The organism is Curtobacterium sp. MMLR14_002, from assembly GCF_001864975.1.
In the GTDB taxonomy this organism is placed as follows: Bacteria; Actinomycetota; Actinomycetes; order Actinomycetales; family Microbacteriaceae; genus Curtobacterium; species Curtobacterium flaccumfaciens.
This window is the reverse complement of the sequence record NZ_MJGT01000048.1, coordinates 77,001-101,406: the sequence shown is the minus strand read 5'-3', so window position 1 is coordinate 101,406 and position 24,406 is coordinate 77,001. Positions and strand designations below refer to the sequence as shown.

The following is a 24,406-nucleotide window of genomic DNA, read 5'->3' as shown; positions in this document are numbered from 1 at the left end:
CTGGCACCGGGCCTCCGGTCGGAGGGTGGTCGCGCCTACGGCGCCATGATCACCTGGGGCGTGCCGGTGGCGGCGGCCGGACCCATCTCGTCCGCGATGCGGTTCGCCTCGTTGATCAGCGTCTGGACGATCTCGGCCTCGGGCACGGTCTTGACGACCTGGCCCTTGACGAAGATCTGCCCCTTGCCGTTGCCCGAGGCGACGCCGAGGTCGGCCTCGCGCGCCTCGCCCGGGCCGTTCACGACGCAGCCCATGACGGCGACGCGGAGTGGGACGGTCATGCCCTCGAGCCCCTTGGTGACGTCGTTCGCGAGCTGGTAGACGTCGACCTGCGCGCGACCGCAGCTCGGGCAGGAGACGATCTCGAGCTTGCGCTCGCGCAGGTTGAGCGACTGCAGGATCTGCAGGCCGACCTTGACCTCTTGCGCGGGCGGGGCGGAGAGCGACACGCGGATGGTGTCGCCGATGCCCTCGGCCAGCAGGATCCCGAACGCGGTGGCGCTCTTGATCGTGCCCTGGAACTCCGGGCCGGCCTCGGTCACGCCGAGGTGCAGCGGCCAGTCGCCGGCGGCGGCGAGCTGCCGGTAGGCCTTGACCATCACGATCGGGTCGTTGTGCTTGACCGAGATCTTGAAGTCGTGGAAGTCGTGCTCCTCGAACAGGGAGGCTTCCCACACGGCGGACTCGACGAGCGCCTCGGGGGTGGCCTTGCCGTACTTCTGCAGCAGGCTCGGCTCGAGCGACCCCGCGTTCACGCCGATGCGGAGCGAGACGCCGGCGTCCTTGGCGGCCTTGGCGATCGCGCCGACCTGGTCGTCGAACTTGCGGATGTTGCCCGGGTTGACGCGGACGGCGGCACAGCCGGCGTCGATCGCCTGGAAGACGTACTTCGGCTGGAAGTGGATGTCGGCGATCACGGGGATCTGCGACTTCTTCGCGATGATCGCCAGCGCGTCGGCGTCGTCCTGCGTGGGGACGGCGACCCGGACGATGTCGCAGCCCGAGGCCGTGAGTTCGGCGATCTGCTGCAGCGTCGCGTTGATGTTGGTGGTCTGCGTCGTGGTCATCGACTGCACGGACACCGGGGCGTCGCCGCCCACGAGCACCTTGCCGACCCGGATCTGCCGCGACTTGCGACGCGGAGCGAGGGTTTCGGGGGACTTGGGCATACCGAGGTTGACTGCGGGCACGTGAGCACTCTACGCGCTCGGTCTGACCGTGCCGGGTCCGGTCCCCGTGCGTCCGTTCAGAGCTCCCTGACCGAGTCCACGACCGTGATGAGCGGGGCGTAGAGCCGCATCACCGCGAGCGCGCGGTCGTGGTCCTCGTCGCTGGCGCCGGCACAGGCGTCCGCCACGACGGTCACCGTCGCACCGGCGTCGGCCGCGGCCAGCGCGGTCGACAGCACGCAGCAGTCGGTCGAGACCCCCGTGAGCACCAGGTGTGGGTGGTCGCCGACGACGGCCTGGAGGCTCGTCCCCCACTTGCCGAAGGTCGGTTCCGTCACGACGGGGTCGTTCCGGTCCGCGGCGGCCGACGCGAAGGGCTCGGTGAGCGCGTACAGCGGGTCGGCGTCCGGCACCAGTGCGAAGGGCCAGTCGCGGTAGTACGGCACCCACGCACCCTCGGGCTCCGCCGGAGCCACGAAGCGGGTGAAGACCGTGCGGCCCGTGAACCGCGGCAGGAGCCGCTCGATGCCGGCGCCGGCGTGGTCGTACCGCGGGGCGGCCCACGGGTTCTCGCCGGTGAAGACCTGCTGCATGTCGATGACGACGAGCCAGGCGTCGTCGGGGATCGCCGCGCTCATCGCAGGTCGTCCGGGGTGGCGAGTGCTTCCTGGCGGCGGATCGAGCCGCGAGCGAACAGCAGCGTGCCGAGGAACCCGACGACCAGGGCGACGAGGACGCCGAGGTTCGCGTAGGCCCACGGCCCCTCGCGGCCACCGAGGCCGAACGGGCCGAGCAGGTAGCCCTGCCACGACAACCACGCGGGCGACGAGAGCGTCACGAGTCCCCAGCCCAGGGCCGTGCCGACCAGGACCAGCGCGATCGCGCCCCACCGGACGTCACCGTAGCGGCCGCGACGGTCGTCGAGCTCGGCCTCTGCGTAGGCGCGTCGGCGCAGCAGGACGTCCGCGACGAAGATGCCGGCCCACACCGCGATCGGCACGCCGAGGGTGATCAGGAACGCCTGGAACGGCTTCGCGAAGCTGGTCGCGAAGAAGGCGATGTACACGGCGCCGGCGACCATGAACGCTCCGTCGACCCCGGCTGCGACCGGCCGCGGGATCTTCACGCCGACGCTCAGCAGCGCGAGGCCCGACGAGTAGATGTCGAGGACCGCTCCCCCGACGAGCCCGAGGATCGCCACGATCGCGAACGGGATGAGGAACCAGATCGGCAGGATGGTGGTGAGCGCGCCGATCGGGTCGTCCTGGATGGCAGCGTTCAGGTCCGGCGACGAGCCGGCGAGCAGGACGCCGAAGACCACGAGGATCGCCGGGGCCAGCGCGCCGCCGAAGGTCGTCCACCCGACGACCCCACCGGTGGACGCGGCCCGCGGCAGGTACCGGGAGTAGTCAGCGGCGGCGTTCACCCAGCCGAGGCCGAAGCCGGTCATCACCAGGACCAGGGCCCCGATGACCTGCTGACCGCTGCCGGAGGGCATCGCGGCGATCGCGGCGAAGTCGATGGAGGGCACCGCGAGCACGATGTAGACGACGGTGAGCACCCCCGTGATGACCGTGATCCAGGTCTGCAGGCGCATGATCACGTCGAAGCCCGCGACGCCGGCCCCGACCACGAGCGCGGCGACGACGACCAGCGCGACGACCTTCGTCAGCACCCCGCCGTCCCAGCCGAGCTCGGTGAAGACCGTGGAGGTCGCCAGGACCGCCAGTGCGGCGAGCGAGGTCTCCCACCCGACGGTGAGGATCCAGCTGAGGAACGAGGGCACCCGGTTGCCCCGCACGCCGAAGGCCGCACGACTCAGCACCATCGTCGGCGCCGACCCCCGCTTGCCGGCGATCGCGACGACGCCGCACAGCAGGAACGAGAACACCACCCCGACGACCGAGACGGCGGTGGCCTGCCAGAAGGAGATGCCGAACCCGATGACGAACGCCCCGTAGGCGATGCCGAGGACGGAGATGTTCGCGGCGAACCACGGCCAGAACAGTCCCCGTGGGGTGCCCTTCCGATCGGACTCGGCGATGACGTCGAGGCCCTGGCGCTCGACGGTGCGAACCTCGGGAGGGTTCGGGGCGGCTGTGGTCATCCGCTGAGCGTAGCGCCGGAGCGACTACCCGAACAGGTTCACCGGCCGCACGATGTCGGCGTAGATGAGCAGCGCGCTCATGCCCGCCAACAGCACCACGACGACCATCGTCAGCGGCATCGTCTTCGCCAGGTCGATGGGCCCCGGGTCCGCCTTGCCGACGAGCTTGAACGACCGTCGCTTGATCGCTTCCCAGAGCGCACCCGCGATGTGTCCGCCGTCGAGCGGCAGCAGCGGCACCATGTTCAGCACGAACAGGCCGATGTTGAGCGAGGCCAGCAGCCCGAGGATCGTGTACGCCTTGTCGACCACGGGGACGCCGCTCATCGACGAGACCTCGCCGATCGCACGGCCCACACCCACCACCGACACGGGGCTGTCCTGCGACCGCTCCTGGGCACCGAACGCGGCGTTCCACACGGCGACCAGGCGCTGCGGCAGGTCGATGATCAGGTGCGCGGACGCCGCGATCTGGGCGCCGGTCGCGGGCAGCACCTCGGCCGGGGACTGCCGCACCAGGGACTGCCCGATGCTGACGCCGACCACGCCGACGCGCTGGGTCTTCGTGGTGCCGTCGTCGTTCTTGACGACCTCGCCCTCGGCGTCGTAGACGTCGCGGGTGGCGGTCGTCGGGGTGATCTCGAGGGTCTTGCGGGCACCGTCGCGCTCGACGACCACGGTGACCTGCTCACCGGCGGACTCCTGGAAGACCTCGGAGACGCGGGTGATGGTGGGGTCCTGCTCGCCGTTCACCGAGAGCACGACGTCGCCGGACTCGATGCCCGCCTGCTTCGCCGGGGACACCGCGTCGCCGGGCGAGCACTCGGTCGTCTGGCTGTTCGGCAGCACGCACCCGACGCTCGACGTGAAGGTCGTCGTCGGCGCCCCGAACCCGCACAGCAGCACACCGAACAGCACGATGCCGATCACCAGGTTCATCGCCGGGCCCGCGACCATCACGATGATCCGCTTCCACGGCGTCAGGCGGTAGAAGGCGCGGGAGTCGTCACCGCCGGAGTCCGCGATCTGCTCGGCGCTGGCCTGGCGGGCGTCCTGCACGAACGCGCCGTACATGCCGGTGTTCGTGATGGCGTTCGCCCGGCCCGAGGCGCGCGGCTTGAGCATGCCGACCATCGAGATGTACCCACCGAGCAGGATCGGGCGGATCCCGTACTCGGTCTCACCCCGCGTGAACGACCACATCGCCTTGCCGAAGCCCAGCGAGTACTGCGTCACCTTGACGTTGAAGAGCTTCGCGAAGGACAGGTGCCCCAGCTCGTGGAGTCCGATCGAGACCAGCAGGCCGATGATGAAGACGACCACGCCGAGGACGAAGAGCAGGACGGATTCGACGGTCACCGGGAAAGAGTACGGGACTGATTCCATGACGGAGCCGAGCGCCGTCTGAGAGGAGAGCTGGGCCTCCAGGCCGGTGCGTCACGTCCGCGGTCTGCCGCCTCCGCATCGGACGGGAGGCGCGACTCGCGTCAGCGGGTCAGCGCGCGGTCCGCAGCGGTGCGGGCCCACTGCTCCGCGGCGAGCACGCCGTCGAGTGACGGCTCCCCCGCGGTGTGCTCCTCGACGACGCGCTCGACCGTGTCGACGATGTCCAGGAAACCGATCGCGCCCGCATGGAACGCGGCGACGGCCTGCTCGTTCGCGGCGTTGAACACGGCCGGGAACGTCCCGCCCAGCTCGCCCACCCGCTTGGCGAGGGCGACGGCGCCGAAGGCGTCCTGGTCGAGCGGCTCGAACGTCCACGTGCTCGCGGTCGTCCAGTCGAGCGGCACGCCGACGCCGGGCACCCGGTCCGGCCAGGCCAGGCCGAGCGCGATCGGCAGCCGCATGTCCGGCGGCGACGCCTGGGCGATGGTGGAGCCGTCGACGAACTCGACCATCGAGTGCACGATCGACTGCGCGTGCACGGTGACGTCGATGCGGTCGTACGGCACGTCGAAGAGCAGGTGGGCCTCGATGACCTCGAGCCCCTTGTTGACCAGGGTCGCGGAGTTCGTCGTGACGACGAGCCCCATGTCCCAGGTCGGGTGCGCCAGTGCCTGGGCGGGGGTGACGTCACGGAGCTGCTCGCGGGTGCGCCCACGGAACGGACCGCCGCTCGCCGTCAGGACGAGCCGCTGCACCTCGGCGTCGGCGCCGGAGCGCAGCGCCTGCGCGATGGCGGAGTGCTCGCTGTCCACGGGCACGATCTGCCCGGGCGCCGCGGCCTGCTGCACGAGGGAGCCACCGACGATCAGGCTCTCCTTGTTCGCGAGGGCGAGCACGGCACCGCTCTCGAGCGCCGCGAGCGTCGGGCCGAGGCCGACCGAGCCGGTGATGCCGTTCAGGACGACGTCGGCCTCGACACTCCGGACGAGCTGCTCCGAGTCGGCTGCGCCGAACGCCGTGTCGCGGACGCCGAACCGGGCGGCCTGTTCCGCGACGAGGTCGCGGTTGCTGCCGGCGGTGAGCCCGACGACCTCGAACCGGTCGGGGTTGCGGGCGACCACATCGAGCGCCTGGGTACCGATCGACCCGGTGCTGCCGAGGACGACGATGCGCCGACGATCAGGACCGGTGCTGCCGAGGCGGCCGTCCGTCACGGTCAGCCCTTGGCGAGGATGTCGACCACGAAGACGAGCGTGGCGTTCTTCGGGATGCCCGAGCCCTCCTGCGGGTTCGCACCGTAGGCGTCCTCCGGCGTGGCGACGATCAGGACCTGCGAGCCGACCTTCTGCCCGACGAGCCCGGTGACGAAGCCCTTGATGAGCGCGCTCTCCGAGACGGTGAAGGTGGTGGGGACGCCCTTCGACCACGAGGAGTCGAACTCCTTACCGGTGTCGTAGACGACGCCCTTGTACTGCACGAGCGCGGTGTCGCCGTCGGCGATCTCGGTGCCGTCGCCCTGCTTGAGCACCTCGACCGTGGTCTTCGTGGGCGCCTTGACGCCGTCGGGGACCGTGATCTCCGGCTCGCCCGAGGCCTTGTCCTTGACCGTGGGCAGGCCCGGGTCCTGGTCCTGCGGGGTACCGGTCGCCTTGGTCGGGGTCTGCGCGACGACGTCGGCGACCACGACGATCTCACCGCCGGTGTTGAAGCCGAGTGCCGAGGACTGTCCGACCGCGGCGACGCGGTCGCCCACCTTCGAGCAGGCGAGGAGCGCACCGAAGCCCGATCCGCCGACGGAGAGCACCTGCGGGTTGCCCTCGTCGAAGCCGACGGTGCCGAGCTTCTTGGCGTCCGATGCCTCGTACACGCTGTAGGAGACCTGCGCGTAGTCGCCCTCGTCGAGCGCCGCGCCCTTGCCCTTCACGAGGCGGGTGGCCTGCGGTGTCTTCGCGGACAGGCCGGACGAGAACTTCACGGTCGGGGCCTTCGGCCCGCCGAACGACCCGGTCGCCTTGATGGCATCGGACGACTTGCCCGGGTCGGGGCAGGAGGTGATCGCCGAGGCCGTGGCACTGGCCGACGGGGTCGGCGAAGCCGAGGACCCGTTCGAACCGGAGCCGGAGCAGGCGGCGAGTCCCAGCACGACGGCGGGGACGATGGCGATCGGGAGCAGGCGGAGACGCTTCACGAGGACCTAGTCTGCCCCACCTGTCGAAGAGTCCCCTGCCAATGACGCAGGTCGGACGACCAGCTGCGGCTCGTGGTGCACCGGGAACGCCACGGACCGCGCGATGAAGCAGAGCTCGTTCGCGGTGACGTGTGCGGCTTCGGCGTCCGCGACGCGGTCGGCTTCGAGGATCGTGACGACCGGGTGCAGGGTCGCCTCGGTCAGTTCGCCCGAACCGTCGCGGTTCAGGCGGAGCGACGCGGTCGCGGTGTCCTGGTAGTCGACGACGGTGAAGCCCTTCGTCACCGCGACGTGCAGGTAGCTGAGCATGTGGCACTGGGCCAGCGCCGCGACCACCATCTCCTCGGGGTTCCAGCGGTCACGGTCGCCGCGGAACGTCGGGTCGGCGGAGCCGGGGACATCGGGCTTGCCGGTCGCGGAGACCACGTGTTCGCGGCCGTAGTCGCGGTACCCGGAGGTGCCGGTCCCGCGGTCGCCGGTCCAGCTGACGGAGACCTCGTAGGAGTGGTCGTGCACGGGTGCGCCCCTTCGCCTTGGCTAGCATGGCGGCATGACGGTGAGCCCCGAAGTCCGCAGTGATCGCCATCCTCTCACCGCCGACGGTTCCGTCGAGCTGGCGGTGCTCGAACGCTCAGGGTTCGACGAGAGCCGGCACGTCGGCGCCGGCGTCGTCGTCGACGCGAGCGGCACGGTGATCGACTCCGTCGGCGACGTGACCGCGAGCATCTACCCGCGTTCCACCATGAAGCCGTTCCAGGCCCTGGCGGTCCGACGTTCCGGTGCGCTGTTCTCCGACGAGGAACTCGTCCTCACCACCGCGAGTCACGCCGGCACCGCGGCGCACCAGGCGCTCGCCCTGCACATGCTCGAGTCCTTCGACCACGTCGAATCCGACCTCGGCTGCCCGCCCGACATGCCCTTCGACCGCGGGACCGCCCGGACGATGGACGGCCCTCGCCGACTGGCGATGAACTGCTCGGGCAAGCACGCCGGCATGCTCGCGGCCTGCCGGGTGAACGGGTGGGACGAAGCCACGTACCTCGACATCGAGCACCCGCTGCAGCAGCAGGTGCGTTCCGTCGTCGAGGAGTACACGCACGAGACCGTCGACCTGGTCGGTACGGACGGCTGCGGTGCCCCCGTGTTCCCGCTCACCCTGACGGGGTTGGCACGCGGGTTCGCCGGTGTGGTGGCACGGGCCGACGACGACTCCGCTGCGCTGACCGACGCGGTCCTGGCGCACCCGTGGGCGATCGACGGCGTCGGACGTGCGAACACGGTCACCATCGAGCGACTGCAGGTGCTGGCGAAGCTCGGTGCCGAGGGCGTCATGGTCATGGGGTTGCCCGGAGGCGCCGCCGTGGCCGTGAAGGTGCTCGACGGCTCACAGCGAGCCGGCACCCTGGCGGCCCTGGCGCTGCTCGAGCGGAACGGGCTCGTGGCGTCGGACGGGGTGGCCGAGGTGCTCGAGGCGACCGGTGAGCGGGTGCTCGGCGGTGGCGTGCCCGTCGGCGCGGTGCGGGTCGGCGCCGGGTTGCGCTGATCGTTGCTCGGCGCTGGTCAAGCGTCAGCGCTGGTCATCGCGCGGGGCTGGTCATCGATCGGCGCTCGGGGGTCAGGGACGAGGACCGGCAGCGCCGGGGACACCCGGACGACCGCGTGGTCGTCGGGTCGACGGACGGAGCAGCCGTACCGTGAGACCTCGACGGTGACGTCCCGCTGACGAGGCGCCGATCCGAGTCCGGCCACGAGCACCACGGAGCCGTGCGGTCGGCCGTCGGCACCCATCCGCACCGCGACCGAGGTCCCCGACGGCAGGGCGTGCACTGACAGGGTGCTCACTGCCCGGGTGCTCGCTGGGCGGGCGCTCGGGGCTGGATCGGCGCTGCCGGTCGCCACGGTGTCGAGGACCTCGGGAGCAGCGGCCCAGCGCAGGTCCTCGTCGGTGTGGACGGCAGCGGCTCGGAGCTGCTCGGCGAGCCCGCGGAACACCGCGACGGCGAGTGCTCCGGCACCGACGACCACGACGTGGGACGAGGCGTCGACCCGGAGCACGCGGCCGCCCGGACCGTGCCCGAGGACGAGTGCCGGCGTGCCGTCGCCGTCCTCGGGAACGGTGCCCGTCAGCGTTTCCGGCGCACCGAGCGGTCCGGGCTCGGTGGGCTGGTCAGGTCCGCGCGGAGGGACGACCGCGACCGGGTCCGGCGGGGCCGAACGGTGCAGCACCACGTCGACCAGCGCGCAGCACGTACCCGCGCCGAGCAGGACGCCCTGCCCCGCGCCGCTGATCGGCGCGAGGACCCCGGCCACGACGAGCGCGACCGCGGCCCCCACGATCACGCAACGTGCGGTGAACCGGGACATGACCCCATCGCACCAGGAACGAGCAGCTCAGCGCTGGCCCGGGACCCGATCTGTGGAGAAGTCGCCTACTGCACCAGGAAGAAGTGCTCACCGATGTCGACGCGGGCACCACGCTCGACGCGGTACCGGCGACCGGGCTCGCAGCGGCGGATCGATCCGTCGATGTGCCGGACGACCGTGCCGTTGCCGGAGAACCGGTCGGAGACCCACAGGTCGTCGCCGTCGCGGCCGAGCTCGAGGTGCGTCTTCGACACGGACTTGCCCGGGTCGTGCACGGTCAACAGGTCGTCGTAGCGCTCCCCCGGCTGCGGTCGCGGCAGCCGGCCGAGCAGGCCCGTGCCGTGGACGCCGAGCCGCTCACCCGTGCTGAAGTGCAGCACGAACGGTGCGCGCGTCGGGGTCTTCGCGACGATGCGGGTCTCGTCCACGTCCTCGTCGAGGTCGTCGAGCGCACCGGCCGCTGCGGGAGACTCCGACCGGTCGACGGGCGGAAGCGGCAGCACCGGTCCGGTCGCTCCCGGGATCGGGGGCAGCGGTGCAGCGGAGGGCACGCCCGCGGTGTCGGCGGACGGTGCCGAGGAGGGGACGGTGGCGGAACCGGGCACCGGCGGGATCGGCGTGCGCGGCACGGCGGACGCCTCGGTCGGCGGCTCGGGCTCGGTCACCGGTGCAGCGTGCGCTCCGCGGGGACGTCGGCCGGCATCGGACTGCTCGACCTCGGCGCGGAGGAAATCGTCGTCCACTGGGATCTCGTCGTCCGGCTCGTCGCCTGCAGCGCGCTCGTCGGACGCGTTCGGACCCGCGGGCTCGGCGGAACCCGCGTCGGGCTCGTCCGGCTCGTCCGCAGCGTTGCCCGCGTCGGGGGCCTGCGTGCTGTCGGACTCCTCTGCTGCCCAATCGGGTCGGGTCATCGGCAGCGGCATGACCGGGCCGGTGAAGGCCGCGGTGACCGCCGGACGGACGGCTCCGCACTCGCCGCAGAAGATGTCGTCGGGTTCGAGCCGGTTGCCGCAGACGTGGCAGATGGTCGTCTCGTGCATGCCCGGGGTGACGAGCGGGGCCGGACGGGGCGGTCGACGGTCGATCAGCGGCTCGACCACGGCGGTGTCCCCGGGCTGCGGGGGCGACACCACGGCCGGCTGATCGTCGGTGGCGCTCGTCTCCGACGCGGCCACGATCGCCTCGTCGGGCTCCGGTTCGAACGCGTCCCGGGCACCCTGTGCGTCCCGGGGTTCCTGCGCGTCCTGTGCGTACTGGGCGCCGTGTTCGTCGGGCGCAGGAGCCGCAGCGTCCTGTTCGGAAGCAGGTTCGGCGGGTGCTCCCGGCATCGGCGGGACGACCGGATCGGCGGGCACCTCGGCAGCCGGGGTACCGCGACCGACCCACCAGGACGGCCCGGCGGGTGCCGCCGGGGGTGCGGTGGCAGCGGGCGGTGCCCACACCGGCACGGAGGGCTCGGCAGCGGGCTGCGGCTCGACGGGCCCGGGCAAGACGGGCTGGGACTCGACGGGCTGTCGCGCCGCCTGGTCCGAGACCGACGACGGAGCATCGCGGATCGGGTCCTCGGGCGTCTCGGGGCGACCGGGAGCCGGGGCGATCCGGGTGCGCTCGGGGTCGTCGGCATCGAGGGGTTCGGACGGGTACCCGTCGGGATCGAGGGCAGGTTCGGACTCGCCCGGCGCACCCGACCAGTCCTCGAGCCCGGACCCGGCACCGTGCACATGGGAGGGGGCCTGGCGCGGCGCGAAGGCATCGGGACGCTGCACCGGCACGGGCGCCGGCGGTTCGGTCCCACGACGGTCGGCACCGGTGAGCCAGGCACGCGTGGCGGGATCGAGCGTGGCTTCGGGCAACCAGGCGTCGGAAGCCGGGTCGGACCGTCGGCCGTGGGCGTCGGGCTGCTGCAACGGTGGCGGCGGTGCCTGTTCGACGGGGGTCGGCGCGACCGGGCGACGGCTCGCGGCGGCGGTGACCGCGCGACCGCACTCACCGCAGAAGATCGCTCCGTCCGGGAGCATCGATCCGCAGTGTTCGCATCTGATCACGTGGTGCCTCTGTCCTCACTCGGCCGTCCACGACGCTCGTCCGGCCTCTGGACATCGTAGTCGCCGCGCCCCGACGCAGCCTGGCGATCGGTCCTCCGACGGGACCGTGCCGTCGGACGGCGTCCCGTTCCCCGCAGGGACCGGAGCGAGACAGCGGTGCGGAACCGCTCCCGCCGGGTCCGCCCTGTCCGGAGCGAACCGATCGCATCGTCGGTCGCCGCCCACATGCGGTCGGCGGTGGTCTGGTCGGCGTCACTCGGACCGAACACCGCACGGTCGGCCAGCGCGGCGAGCCCGGTGCCACCGTCGCCCGGTGCACCGACCACGGCTTCGCGTCGGGTTGCCGCCTGCCGCACGTCGTGCCCGCGGTCGAGCAGTGCGTCGCGGTACTCGTCCCAGGCGCCGACGATGCGGCCGCGGGGCGTGGCGGCGTTCCGCCGTCGGCGGCGCCGCAGTCGCTTCAGCAGCACGATCACGGCGAACGGCAGCAGGACGAGCGCGACCACGCCGAGGGTCCCGAGGGCCCAGGGCAGCACCGCGAGCAGGATCTGGAGCCAGAGCGGCTGCACCGGCGGCGTGTTCCGGTCGCTCTCGGGGGGCGTCTGCTGGTCCTGGTCCTGCCGGTCGACCGGGGGCGGCGGCACCACCGTCTCCGGTCGGGTGACCGGCTGCGGGGTCTGCTGCTGCTCGTTCGGGATCTCGCGCACCTCGGGGTTGGGGTTGAGCATCACCCATCCCCACTGCGCGGTGTCCACCTCGATGCGGGCCGTGACGTCGGACCCACGGAAGGTCGTCGTCCCGCCACGCGCTGCGGTGCCGTCGCGGCCCGAGTCTCCCCCGGCCGTGAAGCCCATCACGACCCGTGCGGGGAAGCCGATCTCGTCCGCCATCAGTGCAGCCGCCGCGGCGTACTGCTCCTGGTCCCCGATCATCAGGGGTGCGGTGAGGAGCTCCTGGACACGGTCGGCACCGTGACCGGACCGACTCATCCGGTCGTCGCCGACACCGTGGCTGACGTACCCGTTCCGCTGCAGCGACTGCACCGCGGCGAGGAGCTTCGCACCGGGTGCCGACACGTCCTTCGTCGTGGACTCCACGGTGTCGCGCACGGCGTCGGGGACGTCCCGTGCGGTGGGCACGGCGGCGCTCCCCGGGCGCGCGGTGGCCAGCTGGCGTTCCGTCGGCTGGTCGGGCAGCACCGCCGTCAGGTCGTAGGACGTGCCGTCCCCGACTCCGCCGACCACGGCGCCGGTGCCGGTCGATCCGTTGTAGAAGAAGGCGCCGCGCTCGTCGTCGGCGTCCTGCCCGGTGAACTCCACGCGCTCCAGGTCACCGACCGTCGGCAGCCACACCCCGCGGTACCCGTCGACCGTCACACCGACGTCGACCGTGGTGCCCCGGACACCGCGGACGTCGACCGCGGTCGGCACACGTTCGAAGGTGCCCGAGCCGGCCGAACCGTCGGCCCCGCCGACGCGGTAGACGACGCCGTCGTAGGTGTCGAGCGTCGCGATGCGCACGAACCCGCCCTCGGGCAGGCCGGTCACCCGGAGCTGGGTCGCGTCCGAGGCGGTGGACTCCTCGTAGGCGCGGAACCCGCTGAGCGGACTGACGTAGTCGCGTGGGTCGAACGGCTTCACGACGTCGGTGCGTGCGACGGTGCGCTCACCCGACGGAGGTGCCACCATGCCGAGTCCGGTCGCGACGACCGCCGCGGCCACGATGGTGCCGGTTCCCACGAGGGCGGGGCGGACGATCGAGCGCGCGACCGGCACGCGTGCACCGATGGTGGTCGCCACCGCGACGGCGCGACGCGCGTGCCGCACGGTCAGCGCCCAGACGAGGGCGAGGCCGACCAGGACGACCGCCGTCACGATCGACGTGTCGAGCCGGCTCGGCCCGACGACGACCCCCACCGAGAAGAGCACCAGTGCCGGGATGCTCGCGAGTTCCTGCCTGGAGGCGCGGGTCGCCACGCTCACGGCGGTCACCGCCGCCACGAGCAGCGTCACGAAGTAGGGCACGAGGAGCGCCTCGTAGGAGCCCACCGGCAGGCTGATGGTCACCAGCTGCTTCCAGCCGAGGGCGACGCCGGCGAAGAGGTCGAGCAGGCCGCGTCCGGTGGGCAGCAGGCCGTTGGCCTGACTCGGCACGGCGGCGGGGACGCCCGTGAGCGTGAAGGCGGCGACGGTCGCGATCGCCACGACGGCCGTCGGGAGCCGGAACAGGGTGCCGAGGAGCGCGACGACCGTCCCGATGACGATCGCGGTCACCGCGGCGGTGATCATCGCGCCGTCCCGGTACACCGGCCACCAGAACGTGCTCGCGACGGCCAGCAACAGCCAGACCGCCAGCGTGCCGCCGGCGAGCCGGAACGGCACGAGCCGCCGTGCGTCGCGACGGTCGGAACGCCGGGTCGAGCGCCTCGCCCGGTCCTGTGCCGGGGCCGGGGTGGTCACGGGTGCGGCGCTCATGCTGCCGACGCCGATCGGTGCAGGGCGTGCCGGAGGTCGTCCAGGTAGCCGATGGTCATCACCGTCAGACCCGCGACGCGCAGGAACCGCGGCTGGGCCTCGGGCTCGCAGATCACCGCGACGACCTCCACCCCGACGGGGAACCGCGTGGCGGCGAGTCGGAGCGCGGGCAGGCCGACGGTCGACCCCACCACGAGGAACGCGACGGAGATGCCCTCGGTGTCGCTGCCGACGATCCGTGAGACCTCGGCGATCGGCAGGCACGCGTCGGCGAGGCCGACCGAGGCGAAGTCGTCGAGCAGGCGCGTCGGCGTGACGGTGGGGAGCGTCCGCACGGCGTACACGGCACGCTTCGCGAACTCGGGCGTGCGCTGCGACACCACGACCGAGACCTCACGGCCGTCGCGGATCGCCCGCGCGCCGAGGGACGCGGCCGCGCTGACCGCGAGCTCGAACTCCTCGTCGTCGGCGAACTCACCCCGGGCGATGCCGAGCGCGACGACGAGGTGCGAGCGACGGGTGTCCTCGAACTGCCGGACCATGAGCGCGCCGGACTTGGCGGTCGACTTCCAGTGGATGGTGCGCGGATCGTCGCCGGGCATGTACTCGCGGATGGCGTGGAAGGCGATGTCCGCGGGTGACAGGTCCGTCGTCGCCTGCCCCTCGAGGTCGCGCACCAGGCCGGTGCTCGTCGACGGGATCGCGATGGTGCGCGGGTGCACGATGACCTGCTCACGGGCGGTCCAGACGAGCTCGCGGCGGACGAGTCCCACCGGGTCGGCGCGGACGCCCGTCACGGGACCGACGTCGAGCACCCCGCGGCGGAGCGTCGGGACGGGGACCTCCCGCTCGAAGGTGCCGTGCGGCCCGATGGCCGGGATCGCGACGTCGACGAGGCCGGATCCGACCGGCACCTCGACGGTGGTCGGCACCGACGGCAGGCGTGTGGGGTTCTCGGCCGTGATGATCACGCCGGCGTCGTCGCCGACCGCCACACGGTGCTGCGGCAGCCGCATCCGGATCGCCAGCCGCGACCGGCCGATCAACGCCACCGCGGCGACCACCGCGAGCACGGCGCCGGCGAACCCGACGACGACGATCTCCCGCAGGCCGAACCGGTAGCCGGTCACGAACGCGACGAGCGTCAGGGCGGCGACCGTCCACCCGAGCCCGGTGACGACGGACGAGACCTCGCCCCAGAGACGCAGGACGAGCCTCCAGGCCGTTGCCCAGAGCCGGACGATCCCGATGACCGCGTCCGCTGCGACGCCCTCGCGGTCACCGACGATGCGCGTCCGGACGTTGGTCATGCCGGTGACCGTCCCCGTGCGCTCGTACGCCGTCGTGCCACGACGCGACCGCGTCGAGGACGGACGGCGCGAGCGCGTGGAGACGGGCCGGCGGTCCGTCACGTCGTGACTCGGTCGGCGGGCGGCGGGGTCTCCACCAGGAGCTGCGCGATGACGCTCGGTGCGCTGACGCCGTCGAACTCGGCCTCGGCGTCGAGCACCAGGCGGTGCGCGAGGACGGGGACGGCCAGTGCCTTCACGTCGTCCGGCGTGACGTAGTGGCGACCGCTCAGCGCCGCGAGGACACGTGAGGCGCGGATCAGGCCCATCGCTCCACGGACGCTGACGCCGAGCCGGACCTCGCTCGCGGAGCGGGTCGCGTCCACCAGACGGGCGACGTAGTCGGCGATCACGGCGTCAACGTGCACGGTGCGGGCCAGGGCGGCCATCTCGGTGATGGTCGCGGCGGGCACGACGCTCGCCAGCGGGACCGACGCCGACGGAGCCGACGAGGTCTCGAGGATCTTCACCGTCGCGGCGTGGTCGGGGTAGCCGATGGACGTCTTCATGAGGAAACGGTCGAGCTGGGCCTCGGGCAGACGGTAGGTGCCGGCCTGCTCGATCGGGTTCTGGGTCGCGATGACCATGAACGGCGCGGCGAGACGGTGGTTGACACCGTCGACCGTGATCGCGGACTCCTCCATCGCCTCGAGCAGCGCGGACTGCGTCTTCGGGCTCGCACGGTTGATCTCGTCGGCGAGCACGATGTTCGCGAAGACCGGCCCGCGGTGGAAGTCGAACTCCTGCGTCCGCTGGTCGTAGACGCTGATGCCGGTGATGTCACCCGGCAGCAGGTCGGGGGTGAACTGGATGCGGTTCGTGGTGCCCTGCACGCTCTGCGCCATCGCCCGGGCGAGGCTCGTCTTGCCCGTTCCGGGGACGTCCTCGAGGAGCAGGTGCCCCTCGCTGAGCATCGCCGTGACCGCGAGGCGGATCACGAACGTCTTCCCGAGGAGCACCTGCTCGACGTTGGTCACGATGCGGCCTGCGACGTCGGCGAACCAGGTGGCCTGCTCCGGGGTCATGCTCATGCGGGGTGGTCCTTCGGTCGTGGCGGGAGGTGTGCGGCGGCGGGAGGGTCGGGGCAGGTCGGGCGGGCGTCAGCCGCCGGGAGCGGGTTCCGGGGCGGGCTGCTCGGGGTCCGGTTCGGGTGCCGCTGCGACCGGGAAGGCGTCGGTTGCTTCACTCGCCTGGGTCGAACCCGACCCGTCGGTCGCGGTGACGTACGCGCGGACCTTGACGGACTTGGCGAAGAAGGGTGGCTCCGGAGGAGTCTCACCCGCGTCCCAGCTCGACGTCGTGGGGAAGCCGTTGCCGTCGTCGCTGGCGTACCAGTACGCCGTGAACCGCACCGTGATCCCGCTGCCGCTCGGCCCCGTCACGGCGATCGGCTGGCCCTGCTGAGCGGTCGCCACCGAGAGGTTCGCGTCGAGCGCCGTGGCGTTCCCCGTCCACGAGTCGGCATCGGACGAGCAGAAGCTGCTCCCCGGGCCACCGCAGGCGCGGACGGTCAACGGTGCCGAGACGTTCCGGGCGCCGGACCCTGGCACACCCGTCCAGGTCTGGCCCGGCTGCAGCGTGATCGGCTGCCCGCCGGTCTCGAGCTGGTAGTGGTGTGCGGGCCTCGACGAGGCGGTGACGCTCACGTTCCAGAGGTTCGTGCCGGCGGGGACGACGTCGACCGAGGGCCTGCCGGTGCCGGACGGCCGCTCGTAGGTCACGGCGTCGACGTACTCGACGTTGCAGAAGTAGCCGTTGGTCACGGTCACCGCGTACCGGGTCGAGCCACCGCCGACGCCAGAGTCGCGCGTCGGACTCGAACTACCGAGCGAGTTCGAGGGCGGAGCAGCACAGTCCACGTTGCCGGATCGGAACACGGCGTACCGCAGGCCGGACCCGCCGGCGGCGTCCCCGGCGCTCCAGCTCACCGTCACCGTCGACCGGCCGGACGAGTCCGCTTGGTCCCCGGCGACCGCCTGGAGGTTCGTCGGCTTGCCCGGTGTCCCGACGGCACTGCCGGTGGCGGACGCGGAGTTCCACTGCACGACGGTGCCGTTGCGGTCGGCGTCGTTGCGAGCGGACACGGTGACCTTGTACTGGGCAGCGCTCTGGGCGCCGGTGAACGAGGTGTTCGTGGCGGTACCGGTGTGCCGCGTGGTCGACAGGCCCGGGCCCTCGACCGTGACGATGTAGTCGTCGACCGCGCTGCCGTTGTTCGGCGCGGACACCTTGCCCCACTTGACGTCGAGCTGGTTCGGTGTCGCCTTGCTCGGCGTGACCGTGATGCCCTTCGGGGGCGCCGGCACGAAGTCCGCACTCATCGGACCCGAGCGGGACGACGGCTTCGAGTCACCGATCGCGTTGGTCGCGACGACCTGGAACCGGTACGACGCCTTCGGGTCGAGTCCGGTCAGCGTGCACACCGTCGCGGTCCCGCAGTTCTTCGAGACGCCGTTGGTCCCGACGACCCGGTAGCTCGTGATGGGCGAGTTGTTGCCCTGCGGGGTCGACCACGTGAGCGTGACCTGACCGCCGTCGTAGGAGCCGGTGCGGGTGGGTGCACCCGGAGCGTCCGGGACGTCCTGCACCGAGATGGTGACGTCGCCCCAGACGTACCGGTCGGGGTCGTTCGTCGCGTCCGCCACCTGGTACTGCAGGTGGGCGTCGCCGGGCTTCGCAGTGTCGGCGACCGAGACCTGCAGGCGCGTGCGGTCACCGCTCGGGGTGACGGTGACACCGCTCGGCAGCCCGCCGGACAGACCCCGGATGTTCACGACGCGCAACCGCTCACCCGGGAACGGGTTGGTCGGCTGGTCGTTCGTGAGCACGTCGATGGTGGTGGTCGCCCCGCGCTTCGTCACCGACCGGTCGGCACCGGGCTGGACAACGGGACGGGTAGAGGCGACGACGCCGACGGTGACGGTGCCGGCGCGACCGGCGTTGGCGTCGTCCGCGACACCGATCCCGATCGACGCGGTGGTGTTCTTCTTCGCGGTGTCGGCGACCGAGATCGTGAGCTGCTGCTTCGCGATCGACGCGGTCGTCCCCGCGGCGGGCCGACCGACGATCGAGTACCGGAGCTCGGGCAGGTCCCTGGGGTACGGGTAGTCGGTCAGCTTCGTCAGGTCGATCTTGCGCGTCTCGCCCGGCTGCATCTCGACCGAGGAACCCGTGAACGCCGGCGGCTGGTTCGACCGGGGCGTGACCGTGATCGGGAGCACGAGCGTGGCGACGCGGCCCTTGCCGCCGTTCGCCGACGACCCATCGGTGACCTCGAACGAGATCGACGCCTTGCCGTAGTAGAGCTTCGACGACGTGAACTGCAGCGTCGACGAGTCCACCACCAGACTCTGCCCGTTGGCGTGGGTGGCCTTGACCGTGCCGCGATCGGTGATCTTCGCGGTCTCGCCGTTCGCCGTCACGACGAAGTCCTGCAGCGGGATGCGGACGGTGGCCTCGCTCTTCACCGTGACCGCACCGGCGCTGCGGTTGATCTGGGGCAGGGCATCGTCGAAGCCCGGCACGTTGATGAAGCCGTAGGAGACGATGTCCGGGTGGTCGGCCCGGGCGACCGAGAACGGGATCACCTGCGAGTCGTCGGTCAAGCGGACGGTGATGCGGCCGTCGTCGGTGGGCGTCGCGGTGTCGCCGTAGCCGGGGACGACCCCGACACGGAGGTCGGCCGCGGTGCCCTCGGCGAAGAAGACGTTGTCGAGCACGTCGACGGTCACGCTCTGCCGGTGCAGGATGTCCTGCAGGTCGAGGGTCGTGTCGTCGACCTCGGGCCGGAGTGGCTGGGCGTCGGGGTCGACGGTCACCGTGAGGAAGGCCGTGCTCGATCCCCCGCTGCTGTTCGCGACGGTGTAGAGCACCGCGAAGTCACCGCTCTTCGCCGACTCCGGAGGCGTGACGCGGATCTGCTGCTTCCGGAGGACCTTGGTGGCGACGTCCTCGGCCGTCGGCTCGGCCTGCGCGACGGTCAGCTGCCCGCCTTCGGGGTCGGAGTCGTTCTGCAGGACGCGCACCGTCACCGACCCACCGGGGCGGATCGTGACGTGGTCGGCCTCGGCCACGGGGTTCGAGGCCTGCTCGGCGCGGGGCGCGATGCCGACCCGCACCGTGCCGGTGGCGCGGGCCCCGAGGGCGTCGACGACGGTGTAGGTGAACTCGTCGGTGCCGGCCGAGTAGTCGCCCGCCTCGTAGGTCAGGGCGTCCGAGGCGACGTCCGAGACGGACCCCTTGTCGGGGTTGGAGCCCACGCCAACCAGCTGGACGGAGTCGCCGTCCGGGTCGATCCCGTTCAACGGCACGCTGACACGCACCGACGACCCGGCGACGACGCGCGCGGTGACGGTCTGCGGGACGGGCGGGTTGTTCGTGGCGGCGTCGCGCTCGCGCACCGAGATCGACACCGCGGCGTCGGCGTACTGGCCGTCCGGGCCGGCGACCCGGTAGACGGCGGTGTAGTTGCCCGGCGTCTTCGGGGCGAGGTACCGCAGGTGGTCGCCGGAGACGAACAGCAGGCCGCCGTCACCGGGGACGTTCTGCACCAGTTCGGGCTGCAGCGTCAACGGCTCGCCCTCGGGCTGGGTGTCGTTGTCGAGCACGTCGATGTTCGCGACGTCGCCGACACGGACGGTGGCGCTGTCCGGCTGGGCGACCGGGGGCTGGATGCGGTCGGGCTTCGGGATCTCGACGACCGTGATCGTGCCGGGTGACGACGCCAGGCCGTTCGTCTCCGTGTACCCGAACGAGACCGGGCCGTCGAGGGGCGCCGTGAGCGTGACACGGACCGTGTGCTGGTCGAGGATGCTCGCCTGCACACCGCTGCCCCGTGGAGGTCCGTCGAGCGCCGTCACGAGCAGCACGCCGCCCGCCGGGTCGATGTCGGTCGCGGTGACGTCCGTGTCCTTGGTGGACAGGGTGTTCACGAACACCGTCTTCGGCGTGGTGATCGGCGCCGTCGAGGCATCCGGTGGCGCGAGGACGGTCACCCGGACGATGCCGCTCGAGGTCTTCACACCGTCGGTCACCGTGTACTCGAGCTGGTGGTCACCCGCCCGCTCCCCCTGCACCCGGAAGGTCCCGGCGTCGTAGCTCGGGGTGACGGTGAGCCCGGACGCAGACGACACGCTGGTCAGCGTCACGGTGCCGTTGCCACCGCGCACGTGGTCGAGCGGCTCGACCGTGAAGGCCTTGCCGGCGTACCCGGACACCGGGAACGGATCGGCGCGCAGCGGGACGGTGCCCTGCTTGGCGACCCGGACCGTCACGGCGCCCCGGCCGTCGGCGCGACCGTCGCTCACGACCAGCTGCACGGAGCGCTCACCGGTCCGGCCGCTGTCGTTCCGGAAGTCGAGCAGGCCGTCCGGTGTGGTGGACACCCGGTCACCGTTCGACGCGGTCGCCGACTCCAGGTAGACCGGGTCGCCGTCCGGGTCGACCCAGTCGCCGAGGACGTTCGAGACGACGTGCCCGTTCTGGACGACGTCGGCCGAGGTGTCACGGACCTGCCGCGGCGCCTCGTTCTGACTGTCGGGGCGCACACTGATCCGGACGGTCGCGGTGTCCGATCCGCCGTTGCCGTCGGTGATCGTGTACGGGAACGTCACGGTCCCGGTGGCGCGCGACGACAGCGTGACCTGCAGGCGTTGACCGTCGCCGACGATCGCGACGCGGCCGGCGGACTTCGAGATGGCGCCGACCTCGCTCACGATGATCGGGTCACCGTTCGGGTCGTAGTCGTTCAGCAGGACCGGGAGGCTCGTGGTGCGTCCCGGACGAGCGCCCAGTTCGTCGTCCACCGCCACCGGTGGCTTCTGGTCCTTGTCGACCTCGGGGTCGTCGTCGGAGACCTGCTCCTGCTGCTGTTCGTCGTCCTGCTTGATCAGGTCGGCCCAGTTGTCGATGAGCTGCCCGCTCCGGTCGATCGCCCAGGAACGGCCGCTCGTCGGGTCGTTGGCGACGACGGTGTCGCCGTTGTGCAGGATCTGCAGTTCGCTCGTGCCGCCGGTGCTCGCCAGCCGCTGCAGCGCGTTGCCGTCACACGTGTCGATCGCCTGTCCGCCCGCCCACGCCGCGTACGTGCAGGAGCCGTCGACGTAGGGCCGCGCGGCTCGTCCGGCCACCTGGAGCGCGGTGGCGTCCACGGTGCCGGAGGCGCTGACACGGACCAGGCCCGCCGTGCCCGCGACCGTGACCTGGGCCGTGCTGTCGGAAGACCGCTGGAGGGCCGGCGACGACCCGACCCGGTCGCCGAGTTCGACGGTGCGGCCGTCGACCGACAGGGCACCGCTCGTGCGGTCGAGCACGGCGAGGTGCCCGTCGAACGTGGCGACCTGGAAGTCGTCGCCCCGGTCCATGTCGACCTTCCACCGTTCGGCGACGGTGAGTGTCGTGCCGACGTCGACCAGCGACGCCGTCCCGGTCTTCGCGGAGTAGACCGCGACGTGGCCGTCGGAGGCGTCGAAGACGGTGTCGGCGCCCAGGGTCAGGTCGGCCTTGGCCGACGCGTCGAACTCGGCGAGGTCGTTCGCGGGGGTCGCCCAGAGCTCACCCGTGTCGGCGTTGCCGATGACCGCGGTGTCGCCCGCGAAGAAGACCTGCGGCGTCCCCGCCGGCAGCGTGATCGCATCACCCACGGTGGCATCGGCGACGTCGACCCGGGCGACCGTGCCCTTCGTCTCGTCCACGCTGTAGACGGTGGAGCCACGCTGCAGCACGGACAGGTCGTCGCTGGCCGTCTCGACCGCGGTGTTGAGCTGCAGGATGCCCGTGTTCGCCCGGCCGACCGCGCCGTACTCGGCCGAGGGCACCCAGACCGTGCCGTCGCCGAGGTCGACGCGTTGCGTGTGGTACCCGGTGGAGACGATGGCGGTGGTCGCGACGACGGCGGCGACGAGCACCGAGGCACCGGTCGTCACGGCGGCGGAGCGGTGCTTCGCGAGGAGGGCGCGGATCACCCGGCGCTCCCGATCGTCGCGCACTTCTGCGCGCTCGCGGCACCCGTCTTGCCGTCGCGGTTCACGGCGACGGCGATGCACTCCTCGTCGCCGCGTTCACCGGAGACGACGAACGTCGTGCCGGTCTGCTGGCTCGACGACCCGTTGGACGAGATGACGTACGTGTCGCCGCTGCGCAGCCCCGGGTCGGTCCAGCTGAAGGACACGGACTGCGGCGACGGCTCGGCACGGACCTCGGCCACGACCGGGATCGCCCCGGCGCCGAGCCGCCCGACGACGACGACCGTGGCGATCGCGAGGGCGGCGACCACGAAGACGGCGAGGGACGTCGCCCAGACCAGGGTCGAACGGGTCCGGCGCCGGGCACGGGTCACGGACCCGGTGCGGTGCACGGTGCCGACGCTGTGCGAACCGCCGGCGACGACCCCGCCCTGCACCGCGCGGCGGGTCCGACGACGCCCGCCGACCCGGGTGGGTGGCTGCAGCTCACGGATCACGGTGCGCTCACCGTGCGGGGTGGGCGTCGAGATCGCCCAGGCCTCCACCGCGACGTCGGCGGACGTCTGCGGGATGCCGAGTTCGGCCTCGACCTGCTGGAACCCCCGGACGAGTTCGATCACCGTCGCGGGGCGGCCCTGCGGCTTGCGGGACAGCGCCGAGGCGAGCAGGCGCTCCAGCGAGGGCGGCACGTCGGTGCGACCGGTGGGCTTCACGCCGCCCTTGTCGATCCGGTGCATCAGGTCGTTCGCACCGTTCTTGCCGCCGCGGATCTCGAACGGGCTGCGCCCGGCGAGGAGCGAGTACACGGTCGCCGCGAGGGAGTACACCTCGGACTGGATCGTGCCGCGCGACTCGTCGATCAGGACCTCGGGCGCGGACCACGGGATCGACATGCCGATCGGCTCGTCGGGGTCGGTACCCCCGATCGTCGCGGCGATGCCGAAGTCGGAGAGCACGGGGTTGCCGTAGGCCGTCAGCAGGATGTTCGACGGCTTGATGTCGCGGTGCAGCACGCCCTCGCGGTGTGCGGTCTCGAGCGCCGACCCGATGCGGATGCCGATCGACAGCACCTCGGACACCGGGATCGGTTCGCGGCGGTAGCGCTCACTGAGGGACGAGGAGCAGAGCTCCATGACCAGGTAGGGCCGGCCGTCGGCGGCGACGCTGGCCTGGAGGACGGTGAGGATCGACGGGTGCGTGCTGAGCCGGGCCATCAGGTTGGCCTCGGCCTGGAACATCTGCCGGACGCGGTCGTCGACGACCTCGTCCAGCAGCACCTTCACCGCGACCTGTCGTCGGGGCATGTCCTGCTCGTAGAGGAAGACGTCGGCGAAGCCACCGGACCCGAGGACGTGCACGGGACTGAAACCGCCGATCACGGGCGGGTTGGACGGCAGGCGTCTCGCCATGGTCCTCTCCTCCCCCGGCCGAGCGGCCAGCTCTCTCGACGTGGCCATGTCATTGTACGAAGCGTGGGTGACCGACATTCCGCACGCCGATCCCCCACAGCTCGACGTGTTCCCCCAGTTCGGGGGCCAGCTAGTGGCGCGGCAGCGTGTCCTCGAGGTCGCCGTCGTCCGGTGCGGCATCGACCTGCAGCACCACCACGGTGACGTTGTCACGACCGCCGGCCACGACGGCGTCGCCGACGAGGCGCTCTGCCAGGTCCTGCGCGCCCGGCTCACGTGCCGCGATGCGCGCGATCCCGGCGTCGCCGAGCTCCTTGGTGAGCCCGTCGGAGCAGACGATGTAGCGGTCGCCGGCCCGCAGGGGCAGGGTCCACCAGTCCGGCGCCGGCGGTTCGCCGAAGCCGACCGCACGCGTGATGACGTTGCTGTCCGGGTGCTGCTCGGCATCCTCGGCACGCAGCAGGCCGGCGTCCACCATCTCCTGCACCACCGAGTGGTCGACGGTGACGCGGCGGAGCACGCCGTCCTCGATGCGGTAGGTGCGGGAGTCGCCGACGTTGAACACGAGCGCCGCGGGCTGTCCGAGCGACGCCACGAGCGCGATCCCGGTGACGGTGGTGCCCGCGCCGATGGCGTTGCCACCGGCTGCACGCTCGATGTCGGCGGTCGCGAGGAGCAGCGCACGCTGGATGCCCTGACGCGTGGTGAACGGTTCGGCCGTCACCTGCTCGAGCCGACGCACGACCGCGTCACTGGCACGGTCGCCAGCGAGGTGTCCGCCCATGCCGTCGGCGACGACGAAGAACGGCGCGCCCACGATGTAGCTGTCCTCGTTGTGGTCACGCCGCCGACCGACGTCGGTCGCGGCTCCCCACGAGAGTGTCAGGGTGGCGCCGTCGGCACCGGGGACGTCGATGGCGTGCGCAGTGGCTGCTCGGCCGAGTTCGGTCACG

Annotated in this window: 16 protein-coding genes; 1 reads left to right on the top strand and 15 read right to left on the bottom strand. The window is 71.9% G+C overall.

What is annotated here, in order from left to right:
• Positions 1-35: 35 nt before the first annotated feature.
• From ispG to BIU91_RS05905, 7 genes are all read right to left on the bottom strand, one after another.
• On the bottom strand, positions 36-1,190 hold the full coding sequence (gene ispG, locus BIU91_RS05935) for a flavodoxin-dependent (E)-4-hydroxy-3-methylbut-2-enyl-diphosphate synthase (RefSeq protein WP_171907786.1): 1,155 nt from the start codon (positions 1,188-1,190) through the stop codon (positions 36-38).
• Between the two features lie 56 nt (positions 1,191-1,246).
• A complete protein-coding gene (locus tag BIU91_RS05930) occupies positions 1,247-1,807 on the bottom strand; it encodes a cysteine hydrolase (RefSeq protein ID WP_084740730.1) in 561 nt (186 codons plus the stop codon).
• Complete coding sequence (locus BIU91_RS05925) at positions 1,804-3,276, bottom strand: cytosine permease (protein WP_071404624.1); 1,473 nt, start codon at positions 3,274-3,276, stop codon at positions 1,804-1,806. The genes BIU91_RS05930 and BIU91_RS05925 overlap by 4 nt, the downstream gene beginning before the upstream one ends.
• Before the next feature lie 24 nt (positions 3,277-3,300).
• The gene (locus BIU91_RS05920) at positions 3,301-4,635 is read right to left on the bottom strand and encodes a site-2 protease family protein (protein WP_171907785.1); all 1,335 of its coding nucleotides are present in this window, start codon (positions 4,633-4,635) and stop codon (positions 3,301-3,303) included.
• A gap of 128 nt (positions 4,636-4,763) precedes the next feature.
• Positions 4,764-5,876 (bottom strand): 1-deoxy-D-xylulose-5-phosphate reductoisomerase, encoded by a 1,113-nt coding sequence (dxr, locus tag BIU91_RS05915; RefSeq protein ID WP_071404622.1) that lies wholly within the window; start codon positions 5,874-5,876, stop codon positions 4,764-4,766.
• Between the two features lie 2 nt (positions 5,877-5,878).
• Positions 5,879-6,850, bottom strand: coding sequence for an FKBP-type peptidyl-prolyl cis-trans isomerase (locus BIU91_RS05910; RefSeq protein WP_071404621.1), 972 nt, complete (start codon positions 6,848-6,850; stop codon positions 5,879-5,881).
• A gap of 6 nt (positions 6,851-6,856) precedes the next feature.
• On the bottom strand, positions 6,857-7,366 hold the full coding sequence (locus BIU91_RS05905) for an OsmC family protein (RefSeq protein ID WP_071404620.1): 510 nt from the start codon (positions 7,364-7,366) through the stop codon (positions 6,857-6,859).
• A gap of 34 nt (positions 7,367-7,400) precedes the next feature.
• Here BIU91_RS05905 and BIU91_RS05900 point away from each other — a divergent pair, with 34 nt between their 5' ends.
• Positions 7,401-8,393 (top strand): asparaginase, encoded by a 993-nt coding sequence (locus BIU91_RS05900; RefSeq protein WP_071404619.1) that lies wholly within the window; start codon positions 7,401-7,403, stop codon positions 8,391-8,393.
• A 17-nt stretch (positions 8,394-8,410) separates the two neighbouring features.
• On the opposite strand, the gene BIU91_RS05895 is transcribed toward BIU91_RS05900, so the two are convergent.
• From BIU91_RS05895 to BIU91_RS05860, 8 genes are all read right to left on the bottom strand, one after another.
• Positions 8,411-9,214 (bottom strand): hypothetical protein, encoded by an 804-nt coding sequence (locus tag BIU91_RS05895; protein WP_071404618.1) that lies wholly within the window; start codon positions 9,212-9,214, stop codon positions 8,411-8,413.
• Positions 9,215-9,279: 65 nt separating this feature from the next.
• Positions 9,280-11,259 (bottom strand): zinc-ribbon domain-containing protein, encoded by a 1,980-nt coding sequence (locus tag BIU91_RS05890; RefSeq protein ID WP_139196700.1) that lies wholly within the window; start codon positions 11,257-11,259, stop codon positions 9,280-9,282.
• Positions 11,256-13,733 carry a transglutaminaseTgpA domain-containing protein gene (locus BIU91_RS05885; RefSeq protein ID WP_071404616.1) on the bottom strand — a complete coding sequence of 826 codons (2,478 nt, stop codon included), beginning with the start codon at positions 13,731-13,733 and terminating at the stop codon, positions 11,256-11,258. The genes BIU91_RS05890 and BIU91_RS05885 overlap by 4 nt, the downstream gene beginning before the upstream one ends.
• Positions 13,730-15,043 carry a DUF58 domain-containing protein gene (locus BIU91_RS05880; protein WP_071404615.1) on the bottom strand — a complete coding sequence of 438 codons (1,314 nt, stop codon included), beginning with the start codon at positions 15,041-15,043 and terminating at the stop codon, positions 13,730-13,732. The genes BIU91_RS05885 and BIU91_RS05880 overlap by 4 nt, the downstream gene beginning before the upstream one ends.
• Before the next feature lie 98 nt (positions 15,044-15,141).
• Positions 15,142-16,113: a MoxR family ATPase gene (locus tag BIU91_RS05875; RefSeq protein ID WP_027465773.1), complete on the bottom strand. Its 972-nt coding sequence runs from the start codon at positions 16,111-16,113 to the stop codon at positions 15,142-15,144.
• Between the two features lie 69 nt (positions 16,114-16,182).
• Positions 16,183-22,044, bottom strand: a complete 5,862-nt coding sequence (locus tag BIU91_RS05870) for an Ig-like domain-containing protein (RefSeq protein WP_071404614.1) — start codon at positions 22,042-22,044, stop codon at positions 16,183-16,185.
• Positions 22,041-23,453 carry a serine/threonine-protein kinase gene (locus BIU91_RS05865; RefSeq protein ID WP_071404613.1) on the bottom strand — a complete coding sequence of 471 codons (1,413 nt, stop codon included), beginning with the start codon at positions 23,451-23,453 and terminating at the stop codon, positions 22,041-22,043. Before BIU91_RS05865 ends, BIU91_RS05870 begins: the two co-directional genes overlap by 4 nt.
• A 130-nt stretch (positions 23,454-23,583) precedes the next feature.
• Entirely contained in the window at positions 23,584-24,405 is an 822-nt protein-coding gene (locus tag BIU91_RS05860; protein WP_017885739.1) for a protein phosphatase 2C domain-containing protein, read from the bottom strand.
• Position 24,406: the final 1 nt, after the last annotated feature.

What these genes read in the sequence shown, in the direction of transcription:
- BIU91_RS05875 (WP_027465773.1), bottom strand. Translation starts at nt 16,113, where the DNA reads ATGAGCATGACCCCGGAGCAGGCCACCTGGTTCGCCGACGTCGCAGGC.
- BIU91_RS05900 (WP_071404619.1), top strand. Translation starts at nt 7,401, where the DNA reads ATGACGGTGAGCCCCGAAGTCCGCAGTGATCGCCATCCTCTCACCGCC.
- BIU91_RS05865 (WP_071404613.1), bottom strand. Translation starts at nt 23,453, where the DNA reads ATGGCGAGACGCCTGCCGTCCAACCCGCCCGTGATCGGCGGTTTCAGT.
- BIU91_RS05930 (WP_084740730.1), bottom strand. Translation starts at nt 1,807, where the DNA reads ATGAGCGCGGCGATCCCCGACGACGCCTGGCTCGTCGTCATCGACATG.
- BIU91_RS05880 (WP_071404615.1), bottom strand. Translation starts at nt 15,043, where the DNA reads ATGACCAACGTCCGGACGCGCATCGTCGGTGACCGCGAGGGCGTCGCA.
- BIU91_RS05925 (WP_071404624.1), bottom strand. Translation starts at nt 3,276, where the DNA reads ATGACCACAGCCGCCCCGAACCCTCCCGAGGTTCGCACCGTCGAGCGC.
- BIU91_RS05885 (WP_071404616.1), bottom strand. Translation starts at nt 13,733, where the DNA reads ATGAGCGCCGCACCCGTGACCACCCCGGCCCCGGCACAGGACCGGGCG.
- BIU91_RS05895 (WP_071404618.1), bottom strand. Translation starts at nt 9,214, where the DNA reads ATGTCCCGGTTCACCGCACGTTGCGTGATCGTGGGGGCCGCGGTCGCG.